This window comes from Paucibacter sp. B51, assembly GCF_027863535.1.
Lineage (GTDB): Bacteria > Pseudomonadota > Gammaproteobacteria > Burkholderiales > Burkholderiaceae_C > Paucibacter_A > Paucibacter_A aquatilis.
In genome coordinates, this window is record NZ_JAPIVN010000001.1 from 4446424 (window position 1) to 4460426 (window position 14003).

Sequence of the window (14003 nt, forward strand, 5' to 3'; positions counted from 1 at the left end):
TCGGTCACTCGTTCTGTCAGTCGTTCAATGTTGGCACGGCCGGGCGCAGGAGCCAGCCCGCTGCACCACTGCGCCCCTGCTCCAATCAGGCCGCAGGGCGGCGGCTGGCCCAGAGCCAGATGGCCAGGCCGGCCACGATCATGGGCAGGCTCAGCCATTGTCCCTGACTCAGCTGCAGGGCCCGCAGGCCCAGGAAATCATCGGGCTGGCGGAAGAACTCGGTGACGAAACGCTGCGCGCCGTAGCCGATCAGGAACAGGCCTGAAACCTGGCCTGTCAGGCGCGGCCTGCGGGTGTAGAGCCACAGCAAGGTGAACAGGAACAAGCCTTCGCCCAGGAACTGGTAGAGCTGGGAGGGGTGGCGCGGCTCGGGCGAGCCCGATTGCGGAAACACCATGGCCCAGGGCAGGCTGGGATCGGCAAAGCGGCCCCAGAGTTCCCCGTTGATGAAGTTGCCGAGGCGCCCCGCGGCCAGGCCGGTGGGCACACAGGGCGCGATCAGATCGGTCACCTCGAAGAAGCGGCGGCCGCGCAGCTTGGCAAACAGCGCCATCGCCACGATCACGCCCAGCAGACCGCCGTGAAAAGCCATGCCGCCCTTCCAGACCGCAAACACCTCCAGCAGGTGGTCGATGTAGTAATCGGGCTTGTAAAAGAGCACATAGCCCAGGCGCCCGCCCAGCACCACGCCCAGCACGCCGAAGAACAGCAGGTCATCGACATCGCGCCGGCTCCAGCCGGCTTGCGCATACTGCGGCTGCTGCACGCGGCGGCCGGCCAAATACAGAAACATGCCGAAGGCGGCCAGGTACATCAGCCCGTACCAATGGATGGCCACAGGGCCGAGACGAAGGGCAATCGGGTCAAACTGGGGATGAACCCACATGGCGGCAATCCTGAAACGGTGAGGCACACAAGAACAGCGAGCGCGGACGGCCATGACTCGACCCCGCGCCTCAGGCCGGCATCATAGCCAGCAGGCCCGCAACAAGCCGCAGCGCCCGGCCCTACGGCAGGAACTGGCGCGGTCCGGCGCGGGCCGCGATACCGTCGAGTTCACGCGATACTCCCGGCCATGTCTGCCCTGCCCGCCCCCGCGCTTGCGGCCTCCGTGGCCCTGAGGCCAGCCCCACGCCTGGCGCGTGCGCGCTGGCGCCGGGTGCTGTCGGCCTGCCTGGGCTTGGGGCTGGGCCTGGGGCTTGGTCTGCATCTGGCCGCCAACACCGGGCCCGGGCCGGAGGCGCTGCACGCCGCCCGCGCACCGCGCCTGGCCGGCTTTGGCGAGGCCACCCAGCGCCGCATCGTCAGCCGCTCACCCGAGGCCCAAGCCTGGTTCAACCAGGGCTTGCAACTGGCCTATGCCTTTGATGAGATCGAGGCGCGGCGCGCCTTTCGCGCCGCCCTCGCGGCTGACCCGCGCTGCACCCTGTGCGCCTGGGGCCTGGCCTGGCAATACGCCCCCACCTACAACGCCCGGCTGCGCGAGGACCCGCGCAACGATCTGGCGCAGGCCCGCCACTACGCCCGCCTGGCCCAGCGCCTGTCCCTGGCCAATCGCGAAGCGCCGCTGGAGCGCGCACTGGCCGAGGCCATGCTGGAGCGACTGCAACTCGGCGACGTCAGCCAGATGCCCGCCGCCACCCTGGCCGTACTCGAAGCCTGCGGGCCGGACACCGACGAAACCCGCCAGGTCCACCCGCTCGACCGCGTGTTCGAGCGCCGCATGCGCATCCTCAGCGAAATGTTCCCGCAGGACCCCGATCTGCTGTCCTGGTGGGCCGAGGCCTTGTTCGTCGTCCACCCCGACCCCTCGGGCCTGGAGATCCTGTGGGCCGGCCTGAGCAGCCGCCTGCTGGAGGCCCTGAGCCAGCACCCGCAGCACACCGGCGTGATCCACTACCTGAGCCATGCGGCCGACACCGTCGAAGATGCGCCGCGCGCCATCAACGCGGTGCAGAACCTGCAACACCTGGCCCCCGCCTCGCCGCATCTGCAGCACATGAGCTCGCATCTGCTCGTCAAGCTGGGCCGTTATGGCGAGGCCGTGCAGGCCAACCAGCGCGGTCTGGCGGCGCAAGCCGCGCTGGACCGCCAGCTGCACACCCAAGGCTTCAGTCCGGGCACAAACTGGAATCCGCACAACCAACGCTTTCTGTGGGTTGCCGCCCAGCTCGGCGGCGATTTCAAAACCGCCCTGGCCATGGCCGAGCAGCTGGCGGCCGAAGCCCCGGCCGGCGAATGGGGCGATTTCCTGCGCGGCCTGCCCTGGCTGACCTTGGTGCATTTCGAGCGCTGGCGCGACATCCTCGCGCGCTCGACTTCCGCGGGCATCGAACCGACGCTGCTGGCCCATGCTCGCGGCTTGGCACGGCTGCGCCTGAGTCTGATCCAGGATGCGCAATCCGATCTGGCGCTGCTGCAATCCCATCTGGACGCACAAACGGCCAGCGACAACCCACGCAAGCCCGCCCGCATCGCCTGGGCCCGCCTGCTGCTGGCGCCGCTGCAGGCCGAGCAAGCCTGGGCCCGCGGCGATCGGGCTGCCGCACTGTCCACTCTGAAAGAAGCGGTGGACCGCGAGGCTGAGTTAAGCCCCAGCGAGCCGCCGCTCTGGGCCGCCAGCGCCCAGCGCTGGCTGGCTCAGATGCTCTTGCGGGCGCAGGATAGACCCGGTGCCCTCGCCGCCTTCGAGGCAGACCTGAAGACCTCCCCGGGCAACCGAGCCGCCCTGGACGGCCTGGCCGCTGCGCAGCGCCTGCCGCGCTGAAGCGTCAGTCGGCCGGCACTTCCGCCTTGAAGTTCAACCCAGCTCGGCCAGGCGCTTGCGCACCTCGTCCAGATTGCGTGGGTTGGCTTTCTTGTTGCCGAGGAAACGCTCCAGCACGGACTTGCCCTGGGCCTTATCGCCCTTGGCCAGCAGGGCAAAACCGAGGCGATGGTCGACGGGATAGCGCTCGGCGCCCTCGGCCGTGCGGGCGCGCTCCAGCGACTTGATGGCCTCGTCGATCTGGCCGGTTTCGCTGAGCAGGCGGCCCATGCCGTAGTGGCCGGCCGCGTGGCCGGGGAAGTCACGCTGCAGGCGCTCGAAGATCGGCCTGGCCTTGGCGAACTGCTTGTCGGAGAAGAGCTGGATGGCTAGCTGATACAAGCCGGCGCGCTGGCCGGCGAGCAGATCCTTGTCCTCGCCGGGCTTGATGGCGCTGAGCTCGCGCTCGGCCTCGGCCCAGCGTTCCTCCTTCATTTCCACGCGGGCACGCAGCAGCTTGGCATGTTCGGGTTGGCGGGCCTGGGCAGCCTGGGCCAGATCGCGCGCCTTGGCGACGCTGCCACCGGCAATGCCGGGCGCCATCAGATAGAACTGCTGCAAGGCATCGCGGGCGTCAAACAGCAGAGGATCGAGTTCCACCGCCCGGCTCAGGTTGTCCTTGATCTTGCCGCTGAGGCTGATGGCTTTCATCATGCCGCCGTTCATGGCCTGCACACCTTGCAGGGAGCCCAGCACATAGAAACACGCCGCCTGGGCCGGCTGCCGATCGGCGCAGGCCTGCACCGGCTTGACGGCAGCCTCCAGCCGTTTGGCGTCACCCGACTCCAGCGCCAGCAGGCCCAGGGCCAGCACGGCCTGGCTGTCCTCCGGGTCGGCCTTGAGCCGGGTCTGTGCGGCCTGCTCCAGTTCAGCACTTTTGCCCGCCTCCAGCCAATCGCGCCACTGCGGGTCTTTCAGCACCTCGGCCTGGGCCAGGCTTGCGCTCAAGCTCAGACCCACGCTCAGGGCCAACACGGCAATTCGAACAGTCTTCACGCGCATCACGGGCACTCTCCTTTTTTGGGGCCTGCGCATTAGAACGAGGCCGCAGGCCCGCGGTTGGCGGGGTATTCACCGAGGGCCGGAGGTGGCTTCCGACACTTGCTGCGGAGGCAACTGCGGCGCCGCCAGCTGAGCCGCCACATGCTCGACAAAACGCCAGACGGCCGGCGCCGCGTCGCGCCGCCAGATCAACCGCGTCTCGCCGCGCGGCAGCGGCACCTGCTCCCCGGCCGGCGCCTGCAGCGCACGGTAGACCACGCCCGGGCGCTGAAAGCCCTGCATGCTGGCCGGCACCCAGGCCGCACCGATGCCGGCCGAGACCAGGTTGACGATGGTCTGCATCTGGATGGCCTCTTGCTCGATGCGCGGCTCGCAGCCCTGCGCCCGGTACACGGCCACCACGGCATCGAAAAGCGAGGGCGCAATTGCCCGCGGGAACATCACCAGCGGCAAACCCAGAACCTCGGCCAGGGGCAGCTGATCGAAGCGGGCCAGCGGCGAATCGGCACTCAGCGCCAGCAGCAAGGGCTCGTCCGCCACCTGCAGCGACTCAAAGCCCGGCGGCACGGCGCCGCGGGCATGCAGCACAAAGCCGGCATCGATCTCGCCGGCCTCGAAGGCCTGCAGCTGCACATCGAGCGTGGCCTCGCGCAGGCTCAGTGCCACATCGGGCACCTGCTCGCGAAAACCCTTGAGCCAGCGCGGCAGCTCGCCAAAACCCAGGGTGGACACAAAGGCCAGGCGCAAGCGCCCGGCCGTGCCCCGCGCTGCCGCCTGGGCCAGGGCCGGCAGCTCGGCCGCCTGGGCCAGCAGGCCCTGGGCCAGGGGCAGCAAGGCCGCACCGGCAGGGCTCAGGCCCACCGAACGGCTGCTGCGAACGAAGAGGCTGGCGCCCAGCTCGGCCTCCAGTTTCTGGATGGCCTGGGTCAGCGGTGGCTGGGTCATGTGCAGGCGCTCGGCCGCGCGGCCGAAATGCAGCTCTTCGGCCACGGCAACAAACTGGCGCAGGCTGCGCAGATCCAGGCTCATTGATTCACTCAACGTATTAATTCAACATGAATAATATATTTGAAAACCAACCGACCCTTCGAGATACTGAAGCCATCCCAGCAGGAGACCCCAGACCATGAGCCAGGACAGCCAGCCGCCCATCCGTTTCGACCGCCGTTCGCGCAACATCACCGAGGGCGTGGCCCGTGCGCCCAACCGCTCCATGTACTACGGCATGGGCTATCAGGAGACGGATTTCGGCAAGCCCATGATCGGCGTGGCCAACGGCCACTCGACCATCACGCCCTGCAACTCGGGCCTGCAAAAGCTGGCCGATGCGGCCGTGATCGGCCTCAAGGCTGCGGGCGCGAATGCCCAGCTCTTCGGCACGCCCACCATCAGCGACGGCATGGCCATGGGCACCGAAGGCATGAAGTACAGCCTGGTCTCGCGCGAGGTGATCTCGGACTGCGTGGAAACCTGCGTCGGCGGCCAATGGCTGGACGGCGTGATGGTGATCGGCGGCTGTGACAAGAACATGCCTGGCGGCATGATGGGCATGCTGCGCGCCAATGTGCCGGCCATCTACATCTACGGCGGCACCATCAAGCCGGGCCACTACAAGGGCCAGGACCTGAACATCGTCTCGGTCTTCGAAGCCGTGGGCCAATTCAGCGCCGGCAAGATGAGCGAAGAGGACTTCTGCCAGATCGAGAAGCGCGCCATCCCCGGCAGCGGCTCCTGCGGCGGCATGTACACCGCCAACACCATGAGCTCGGCCTTTGAAGCCCTGGGCATGAGCCTGCCCTACTCCTCGTCCATGTCCAATGTCGAGGACGAGGTGGTCGAGAACACCAAGAAGGCCGCTGCCGTGCTGGTCGAGGCCGTCAAGGCCGACCTGAAACCGCGCGACATCGTCACCAAGAAGGCGATCGAGAACGCCGTGGCCGTGATCATGGCCACCGGTGGCTCGACCAATGCCGTGCTGCACTTCCTGGCCATCGCCCACGCGGCCGAGGTGGACTGGACCATCGACGACTTCGAGCGCATGCGCAAGAAGATCCCGGTGCTTTGCGACCTCAAGCCCAGCGGCCGCTTCCTGGCCGTGGACCTGCACAAGGCCGGCGGCATCCCGGCCGTGATGAAGGTGCTGCTGCAAGCCGGCCTGCTGCACGGCGACTGCATCACCATCACCGGCAAGACCGTGGCCGAGAACCTGGCCGAAGTGCCCGAGCTCTCGCCCACGCAAGAGGTCATCCGCCGGGTGGACCAACCCCTCTATGCCCAAGGCCATCTGGCCATCCTGCGCGGCAACCTCTCGCCCGAAGGCTGCGTGGCCAAGATCACCGGTCTGAAGAGCCCCGTGATGACCGGCCCGGCCCGCGTGTTCGAGGACGAGCAATCGGCCCTGGCCGCCATCATGGCCGGCAAGATCGTGGCGGGCGACATCATGGTCTTGCGCTATCTGGGACCCAAGGGCGGCCCCGGCATGCCCGAAATGCTGGCGCCCACCGGTGCCCTGATCGGCCAGGGCCTGGGCGAAAGCGTGGGTCTCATCACCGATGGCCGCTTCTCTGGCGGCACCTGGGGCATGGTGGTCGGCCATGTGGCACCCGAGGCCTACGAGGGCGGCGTGATCGCCCTGGTGCACGAAGGCGACCGCATCACCATCGACGCGCATCAGCTGAAACTGGAGCTGCATGTCGACGAGGCCGAGCTGGCCCGCCGCAAGGCCGCCTGGGTCAAGCCGGCACCGCGCTACACCCGCGGCGTGCTGGCCAAGTTCGCCAAGAACGCCTCCAGCGCCAGCTCAGGCGCGGTGCTGGATCGCTTCGAGTGAGTTTCGAGTGAGCTGCCCCGGCCACGGCCGGTCAAGCCGAAGACCGCCCGCTCAGCGCAGCAGCGGCGCAATCACCCGCTGACGCACCAGCGGATGCCAAAGTCGGCCGTCCTGGCGCAGGGCGGCCGGCGGCAGCTCGGGGTTGCTCAGGCTCAGCCAGCGGCGCGAGCCCAGCTGGGCCTGCGCCACCTCGGCGCCAACCAGCTTCTCGTGCAGGGCCTCGAAACTGCCATCGGCCTGCACCACACGCCAGCCCTGACGCAGGCGCTCGGCCAGCTCGGGCCGGGCCTGGTTGACGATGAAGCTGAAGGTGGACGGGTAGGCCAGCAGCCAGTCACTCAGCACCACCACGCCGGGCAAGGCATTGACGATGCCAAAGGCCTCGTCGGCGGCCAGGGCGAACAGATCAAAGCGGTCGCGTTTGAGCATGGCCTCGAAGACATCGAGGCGCGGGATGGGCAGCACCGTCATGCCATTGGCCCGCATCACCGAGGCGTCGGGCCAATGCGCCACCTGCGCCACGCGCAGCTGACGCACCTGTTCCAGGCTGCGCACCTCCTCCAGCTCACGGCGGCGGCTGGCCAGGGCAATCGGCAGGCGCAGGCCGTTGAGGCCGCGGCGCATGCAGGTGTGCACGGGGATGCCATCGGCCTCGCGGGTCTTGGAGGTCATGGTGGCCATCAGGTCCAGCGCGCCGATGCGCAGATCCAACATCTGCCGGCTCTGCGTGAGGTTCTCGCGCGGCGGCATGGTTTCCAGACGGAAGGGGCCATGGCTGGCTTCGGTCTTGCTGAGCAGGAGGTGCAGCACGGCCAGTTCCAGCGAAGGCGTGCCGTCGGCGGCACGGCGCATCTCGTGGCGGATCACCCAGTCCTTGTGGCGACCAGACGGGCTGGCGGCTGCGGGTCCTCCCAAGGAGGGCAGGCCCATGCTGGCGGCCAGGCCCAGGGTCTTGAGCAACTGTCGGCGCGGACCGAGCGCCTGAGCATCCACGCCTGCTGCCATATCGGTCACTGCCGTGCTGTCTGCCAACCCAAGCCCCATCGTCCGCCCTGCTTACCGGCCGCAGAACGCCTGCCACCACAGCCTTCGATTGTGGCGCATGCAGCCTGGGAATCAGGGTTCTCACGCCGAGCTGCGGACCGGGTCCTGCCACATAATCCTCAAGCCCCCCGAACTTGGCGGGCCGCGCAGGAGAGATTCGCATGGATTCGAACGCGTCCTCGACAGCAACTGCCCGCCTCGGGTCGCCCGACCCGGTCATCCTCATCGTGGATGACACACCGCCCAATATCGGCCTGCTGCACACCATGCTGCGCCCCCAGGGCTACCGCATTTACGCGGCCAGCTCGGGCCTGCAGGCGCTGGAGCTGGTCGAACGCATCCAGCCCGATCTGATCCTGCTGGACGTGATGATGCCGGGCATGGACGGCTTCGCCACCTGCCGCGCCCTCAAAGCCCGATCCGCCACCACCGACGTGCCCGTCATCTTCATCACCGCCTGCACCGAAAGCGAGGATGTGGTGCTGGGCTTCCAGGCCGGCGCGGCGGACTACATCGCCAAGCCCATCCGTGTCGAGGAGGTGCTGGCCCGTGTGCAGACCCAGCTGGCGCTGCGCCGCTGCGCCCAGCAGGAACGCGCCGAACAGCAACAGCTGCGCGCCATCGTCGAGTCCATGCGCGAAGGCCTGTTGCTGCTCGACCCTCAAGGCAGCGTTCGCTACAGCAACCCGGCCCTGCAAGAGCAGCTGGGCCGCAGCGCCGTCGAAATCCAATCGCCCGAGCTCGGCCGCCTGCTCCGTCAGGCCCTGCCCGCCAGCGGCCAGGGTCAGGTGCATCTGGCCCAGGGTCTGTGCGGCAGTGTGCCACTTGACCTGACCCTGGCCCCCTGGCCCGGTGATGAAGCCGGCAGCGTGGCCCTGCTGCGCCCTGCCGGAGTGCATTCATGAGCCACACCCTCACGGCATTCAAGCGGACCTGGGTCCACCCGCCTTGATCCACGGGGCCTGACGCAGGCCACCCGGTCCGAGGCGCGAGCGATGTCATCTCGCCTGCGCCACCCGGGCCCCAATCCAGAACTCAAGACGCCGAGAGCGCGCCGCAGGCAGCACACCCACAACACCGCCGCCGCCACGCATCGAGGCCCGCACAGGGAGTGCCCCATGAAACCGAGCTGCCAGACCGACGCTGCGTCGGACACCCGGAGCCGAGACGAGCCTTCGGACCTCGATGAGCTCCAGATCTTTGCCGACGAGGACGAGCCTGCCCCCTCGCGCCTGCCGCCCCATGCCGACAGCGAGGCGACGGGGGGTTCCAATTCCGCCGCGGCGCCCTTGCCGCCCTGGCGCATCCTGATCGTTGACGACGACGAAGGCATCCACCAAGCCACCCTGCTGGCCCTGGGCCTGCAGAGCTTTCGCGGCCGCAGCTTTCAGTTTCTGAGCGCCTACAGCGCTGCCGAGGCCTGCACCCTGCTGGCCAGCACGCCCGACATCGCCCTGGTGCTGCTCGACGTGGTGATGGAGACCGACGACGCTGGCCTGCGTCTGGTGCACACGATCCGACATGGCCTCAATTGCCACCTGACCCGCATCCTGCTGCGCACCGGCCAGCCCGGCATGGCACCGCAGCACCAGGTCATCGTCGATTACTACATCGATGACTACCGCAACAAGGCCGAGTTGACCGGCGCCAAGCTGTTTGCGGCCGTGGTCAGCGCCTTGCGCGCTTACGACACCTTGCGTGCCATGGCCGATCAGCAGGCCGAGCTGCGCGCCACGCTCAAGAAAGTGCAGCATCTGGAGCAGGCCTTGAACGAGCACGCCATCGTCGCGGTCAGCGACGGCCTGGGGCGGCTCAGCGCGGCGAACGAGCGCTTCTGCGCCCTGGCCGGCGCCCCGGCCGAGCACTTGCTGGCACAGCAGCACCAACCCCTGCGCGGCCACGGTGGAGCGCTGGGCCACGAGGGCCTGAGCCTGCAGCAATGCCTGGCACAAGGTCGGGTCTGGCATGGCGAGCTCATCCACCCGCAGGCCGACGGCAGCCACCGCTGGGCCGAGACCACCGTGCTGCCTCTGGCCGACGATGCCGGCCGGCCCAGCCAGCACATCATCGTCGCCACCGAGGTGACGGAGGCGCGCCTGGCCCGCCAGCAAATCCTGGACCTGAACCGCGACCTGGAGCTGCGCGTGCAGCGCCGCACCACCGAGCTGGAAGAGGCCAAACGCGCGGCGGAAGCGGCCAACCATGCCAAGTCCATCTTCCTGGCCAATATGTCGCATGAGATCCGCACACCGCTCAATGCCGTGCTCGGCTATGCCCAACTGCTCAGCCGCGACCCGCGCCTGCCCCCTGCTTTGCGCAGCATCGTCGCGCCGATTGAAAAATCGGGCACCCATCTGCTGACCCTGATCAACGACATCCTCGACCTCTCCAAGATCGAGGCCGGCGGCATGAGCCTGGACCTGGTCGACCTGGACCTGGCCGCCTTGGCCAGCGAAATGGGCGATATGTTTGCGCTGCGCTGTGCGCAGAAAGGCATTGGTTGGCGCTGCGAACTGGAGCTGCCCAGCCCCTGCGTGCTGCGCGGTGATGCCGGCAAGCTGCGCCAGGTGCTGCTCAATCTGCTCAGCAATGCGGTCAAGTTCACCGATTGCGGCGAGGTGGTGCTGCGCATCCGCGCGCGGGCCGAGGCCGGAGCGGCCGGCATGCAGCTCTGCTTCGAGGTCAGTGACACCGGCCTGGGCATCCCGCAGGCCCAGCAGGACCTGGTGTTCGCACCCTTCCACCAAGCGGACGCCGGCGCCCAGCGCGGTGGCACGGGCTTGGGCCTGGCCATCTCCTCGCGCCAGGTCGAGCTGATGGGCGGGCAGCTGCAGCTGCAATCCACCGAAGGCCAGGGCTCGCGCTTTTCATTCCGCCTGCATCTGGCCGCCGGCGACCGCAGCAGCCTGCCTCAAGACTCGGGCTTTGGCGCCCTGGTCAGCCTCAGCGAGGGTCAGGTCTTGCGGGTGCTGGTGGTGGACGATATCGAGGCCAACCGCGATGTGCTGGCGCGCATGCTGAGCGGCCTGGGTGCCGAGGTGCAGCAGGCCGAGCATGGGCTGCAGGCCTTGCAGATGCTGCAGGAGTCACCAGCGCGCTTTGACATCGTCTTTCTCGACATCCGCATGCCGGTGCTGGACGGCATCGAAACCCTCAAGCGCCTGCGCCGCGAGCTGCCCCAGCCCCAACCGGTGGTGGTGGCGCTGACCGCCTCGGCCCTGATGCACGAACGCCAGAGCTATATGCGCGAAGGCTTCGACGACTTCATCGGCAAGCCTTTTCTTTTCGAGACCGTGCACCAGTTGCTGCGCCAGCACCTGGGGCCGCTGTTCCGCCCTGGCGCTACCGGCGCAGACGCAGCGGCCGCCTCGGTGGAGGGCCACCCGCAGGCCTCGCCGGCCGGCCAACACACCGCGGCCATGCAGCGCCTGCCAAGCGAACTCTTGCAACTGCTGCAGTCCGCCGCCGAAACCGGCTGGATCAGCGAACTGGAGCGCGGCATTGAACAGCTGCTGCAGGACTGCCCCGCCGAGCAGGCCCTGGGCGAGCGCCTGCTGGACTGCCTGCGGCAGTACGACATGGCCCGGCTGCAGCGCGAGCTGCATGCCCTGGCCGCCAGCGACGAGCTGCCCGCATGAGCGCAAGCACTGCCATGATCCAGCAGCCCCTCGGGCCCGAGGCCGATCTCTTCGATCTGCCCGGTCCGCGGCCCCTGCCCAGCGCCCTGCTCATCGTCGATGACACGCCGGCCAATATCGGCGTGCTGCGCACCCTGCTCAAGCCCCGGGGCCACCAGATCTACGCCGCCACCTCAGGCCAGGCGGCGCTGGAGATCGCCGAACGGGTGCCGCTGGATCTGATCCTGCTGGATGTCTGCATGCCTGAAATGGACGGCTTCGAGACCTGCCGCCGCCTCAAGGCCAGCCCGCACAGCCGCGCCGTGCCGGTGATCTTCGTCAGCGCGCGCACCGACAGCTGCGATGTGGTCGAGGGCTTCAGTCTCGGGGCGGCCGACTACATCCACAAGCCGGTGCGTGTGGAAGAGGCCCTGGCCCGCATCGATTCGCAGCTGCAGCTGCGCCATCACCTGCGCGTGCAGCGCGAGCAGGCCGAGCGCATGCAGGCCATCGTCAATCACATGGCCGAGGGTCTGCTGCTGGTCGACCCTGCGCTGTGCATTCGCAAAGCCAACCCGGCGGCCGAACGCCTGTTCGGCGCTGGCCCCGTGTCCTTGTGCGGCCGCTCGCTGCGCGAGCTGCTGACGCCCGACTCGGCCGACCGCTTGCGAGCCGGCCGGCAGGAGCTGTGCGCGCAAACCCTGCAAGGCGAGCCGCTGCACATCGAGCTGACCCTGAGCCCCCTGCCCGGCCAAGCCGAGCTGCAGATCGCGCTGCTGCACGACATCAGCCAGTACAAGCATTCCGAGCAGGTGCTGCGCCGTCTGGCTGAAATCGATGAGCTGACCCAGCTCGCCAACCGCCGCCAGTTCGACTGCGGTCTGGCCCAGGCTTGGCGAACGGCCGCAGAAGCCGGCCAGCCCCTGAGCCTGCTGCTGCTCGATGTTGACCATTTCAAGCAGTACAACGACCGGCTCGGCCACCAGGCCGGGGACGAATGCCTGCAGGCGCTGGGCCAGTTGCTGCAAGCGCTGGCCCAGCGGCCCGAGGCGCCACCCGGCTGCCTGGCCGCGCGCTATGGCGGCGAGGAGTTCGCCCTCATCCTGCCCGGCGATGCCGAGCAAGCCCAAGCCTGGGCCGAGTCCTTGCGAGCAGACCTGCTGGCGCGCCAGTTGTCCCACCCGGCCTCATCGGCCGGGCCCTGGGTCACGGTCAGCATCGGCAGTGCCACCCTTGTGCCCAAGCCTCAGGATTCACAGAGCGAACTGTTCCAGGCCGCTGACGCGGCCATGTACCGGGCCAAGGCCGAGGGGCGCAACCGTCTGGTACAGGCCGAGACCGATTGAGAAATGAAGCGTCGCTCAGGCGCGCAGCAATCGCAGCCCACCGGGCGTACCCGCCCACGCGGGCAGTTGGGGGAACACCGCCGCCAGCCCCGCGTCCTGCACACCCAGGTGGCGCTGCAGCAGCGGCGCCAGCACATGGCGGTAGTCGGTGACCACGGCCAAATCGCGGCCCTCGGCCAGGGCGGCCGTATCCAGGCCGGGCCACTCACCCAGCACCCGGCCGCCGGCCACCGCGCCGCCCAGCAGCCACATCACATTGCCGCGGCCATGGTCGGTGCCGCCGGTGCCGTTCTCGCGCACCGTGCGGCCGAACTCGCTCATCACCACCACCACGCTGTCGCGCCAGCTGTCGCCCAGACCTTGCGCCAGCGCCTCCAGCCCCTGGGCCAGGCTGGCCAGCTTGTTGGCCAGCTGACCCTGGGCCGCGCCCTGGTTGACGTGGGTGTCCCAACCGCCGACCGAGGTGAAGGCCAGCTGGGTCTTGGGGTCGCGGCGGATCAGCTGCCCCAGGCGCCGAGCATCGGCGGCAAAGCTGCGGGCCGAGGCGGCGCCGCGGTCGGCGCTCTCGGCGCTCGGGGGGTGGGTGGCCGACATCGCCATCACAGGCGTGGCCGTCGGGTCCGGTACCGACTCGCTGCCGGCCGCCATGCTGCGCTGCATTTGACCGCGGCCCTCGGCGGTGCTCTGAAAGGTGCGAGCCAGGGCCGGGTCTTCGGCATACAGCCGGGCCAGGCCGGCCTGCATGGCAGGCTGGTCGATGGCCTTGCGATCCAGGGCCCGCGGCCCCAGGCCCAGCGTGGCCACCGGCGCCGGACCGGCCAGGATGCGCGGCGGCGTGGCGCCCATGTTCAGCGCTCGGGTGGGGCCGGCCGAACCCGGCAACTGTGCGACCAGGCGGTTCATCCAGCCATCCGGCGTGCTCTTGCGGCCCGGGGTGCCGGATTCCAGATAGTCCTGTGCATCGAAGTGCGAGCGCGTTGGGTCCGGCGAGCCGCTGGCATGGACGAAGCCAAGGCTGCCCTCCGACCAGAAGGGCATCAGCGGCGCCAGCGCCGGGTGCAGCCCGAACAGCGAATCCAAGCGGAGCACCCCGCCCTCGGTGCCCGGGCTGCCCAAGGCCAGGCTGGGCCGGGCCGCCGCGTAGGCCGGGTCACCCCATGGCGCGACCACGCTCAGGCCGTCGACGGCGCCACGCAGCAGGATCACCACCAGCTTGCGGCGGCTGCTGGCGGGCTGGGCCATGGCCCTGGGGCTCAGGCCGGCCAGGCTCAGGCCCGCCAAACCGTGGCGCAGAACAAAGTGACGTCGACTCAGTTCAGTCATGGTGCGTGCATCCTCTTGCAGCAAAGCGATCCAAC

General features: G+C 68.8%; 10 protein-coding genes. 5 read left to right on the plus strand and 5 right to left on the minus strand.

Going from position 1 to position 14003, the window contains the following annotated elements:
- Nucleotides 1-85: 85 nt before the first annotated feature.
- Nucleotides 86-886 carry a prolipoprotein diacylglyceryl transferase gene (gene lgt, locus OOB33_RS18785; RefSeq protein WP_102767087.1) on the minus strand — a complete coding sequence of 267 codons (801 nt, stop codon included), beginning with the start codon at nt 884-886 and terminating at the stop codon, nt 86-88.
- Between the two features lie 189 nt (nt 887-1075).
- Between lgt and OOB33_RS18790 the strand changes: the two genes are divergently transcribed.
- Complete coding sequence (locus tag OOB33_RS18790; protein ID WP_271009764.1) at nt 1076-2767, plus strand: hypothetical protein; 1692 nt, start codon at nt 1076-1078, stop codon at nt 2765-2767.
- Between the two features lie 33 nt (nt 2768-2800).
- On the opposite strand, the gene OOB33_RS18795 is transcribed toward OOB33_RS18790, so the two are convergent.
- Nucleotides 2801-3808: a tetratricopeptide repeat protein gene (locus OOB33_RS18795; protein ID WP_271009765.1), complete on the minus strand. Its 1008-nt coding sequence runs from the start codon at nt 3806-3808 to the stop codon at nt 2801-2803.
- Nucleotides 3809-3877: 69 nt separating this feature from the next.
- Nucleotides 3878-4837, minus strand: a complete 960-nt coding sequence (locus OOB33_RS18800; protein ID WP_271009766.1) for a LysR family transcriptional regulator — start codon at nt 4835-4837, stop codon at nt 3878-3880.
- 97 nt (nt 4838-4934) lie between these two features.
- Here OOB33_RS18800 and ilvD point away from each other — a divergent pair, with 97 nt between their 5' ends.
- Nucleotides 4935-6638: a dihydroxy-acid dehydratase gene (gene ilvD / locus OOB33_RS18805; RefSeq protein WP_102767091.1), complete on the plus strand. Its 1704-nt coding sequence runs from the start codon at nt 4935-4937 to the stop codon at nt 6636-6638.
- A 51-nt stretch (nt 6639-6689) separates the two neighbouring features.
- Here ilvD and OOB33_RS18810 read toward each other — a convergent pair whose 3' ends face one another.
- On the minus strand, nt 6690-7643 hold the full coding sequence (locus OOB33_RS18810; RefSeq protein WP_271009767.1) for a hypothetical protein: 954 nt from the start codon (nt 7641-7643) through the stop codon (nt 6690-6692).
- A 200-nt stretch (nt 7644-7843) separates the two neighbouring features.
- Here OOB33_RS18810 and OOB33_RS18815 point away from each other — a divergent pair, with 200 nt between their 5' ends.
- The 3 genes from OOB33_RS18815 to OOB33_RS18825 all read left to right on the plus strand — a co-directional run bounded on the left by OOB33_RS18815 (nt 7844) and on the right by OOB33_RS18825 (nt 12645).
- Entirely contained in the window at nt 7844-8587 is a 744-nt protein-coding gene (locus tag OOB33_RS18815) for a response regulator (RefSeq protein ID WP_102767093.1), read from the plus strand.
- 213 nt (nt 8588-8800) lie between these two features.
- Nucleotides 8801-11320 carry a response regulator gene (locus tag OOB33_RS18820; RefSeq protein WP_271009768.1) on the plus strand — a complete coding sequence of 840 codons (2520 nt, stop codon included), beginning with the start codon at nt 8801-8803 and terminating at the stop codon, nt 11318-11320.
- The gene (locus tag OOB33_RS18825) at nt 11317-12645 is read left to right on the plus strand and encodes a diguanylate cyclase domain-containing protein (RefSeq protein WP_271009769.1); all 1329 of its coding nucleotides are present in this window, start codon (nt 11317-11319) and stop codon (nt 12643-12645) included. Before OOB33_RS18820 ends, OOB33_RS18825 begins: the two co-directional genes overlap by 4 nt.
- Before the next feature lie 15 nt (nt 12646-12660).
- On the opposite strand, the gene OOB33_RS18830 is transcribed toward OOB33_RS18825, so the two are convergent.
- Nucleotides 12661-13968, minus strand: a complete 1308-nt coding sequence (locus tag OOB33_RS18830) for a DUF1501 domain-containing protein (protein WP_271009770.1) — start codon at nt 13966-13968, stop codon at nt 12661-12663.
- Nucleotides 13969-14003 lie beyond the last annotated feature (35 nt).

Coding starts and splice junctions, on each gene's coding strand:
- lgt (WP_102767087.1), bottom strand. CDS start 886: ATGTGGGTTCATCCCCAGTTTGACCCGATTGCCCTTCGTCTCGGCCCT.
- OOB33_RS18790 (WP_271009764.1), top strand. CDS start 1,076: ATGTCTGCCCTGCCCGCCCCCGCGCTTGCGGCCTCCGTGGCCCTGAGG.
- OOB33_RS18795 (WP_271009765.1), bottom strand. CDS start 3,808: ATGCGCGTGAAGACTGTTCGAATTGCCGTGTTGGCCCTGAGCGTGGGT.
- OOB33_RS18800 (WP_271009766.1), bottom strand. CDS start 4,837: ATGAGCCTGGATCTGCGCAGCCTGCGCCAGTTTGTTGCCGTGGCCGAA.
- ilvD (WP_102767091.1), top strand. CDS start 4,935: ATGAGCCAGGACAGCCAGCCGCCCATCCGTTTCGACCGCCGTTCGCGC.
- OOB33_RS18810 (WP_271009767.1), bottom strand. CDS start 7,643: ATGGCAGCAGGCGTGGATGCTCAGGCGCTCGGTCCGCGCCGACAGTTG.
- OOB33_RS18815 (WP_102767093.1), top strand. CDS start 7,844: ATGGATTCGAACGCGTCCTCGACAGCAACTGCCCGCCTCGGGTCGCCC.
- OOB33_RS18820 (WP_271009768.1), top strand. CDS start 8,801: ATGAAACCGAGCTGCCAGACCGACGCTGCGTCGGACACCCGGAGCCGA.
- OOB33_RS18825 (WP_271009769.1), top strand. CDS start 11,317: ATGAGCGCAAGCACTGCCATGATCCAGCAGCCCCTCGGGCCCGAGGCC.
- OOB33_RS18830 (WP_271009770.1), bottom strand. CDS start 13,968: ATGACTGAACTGAGTCGACGTCACTTTGTTCTGCGCCACGGTTTGGCG.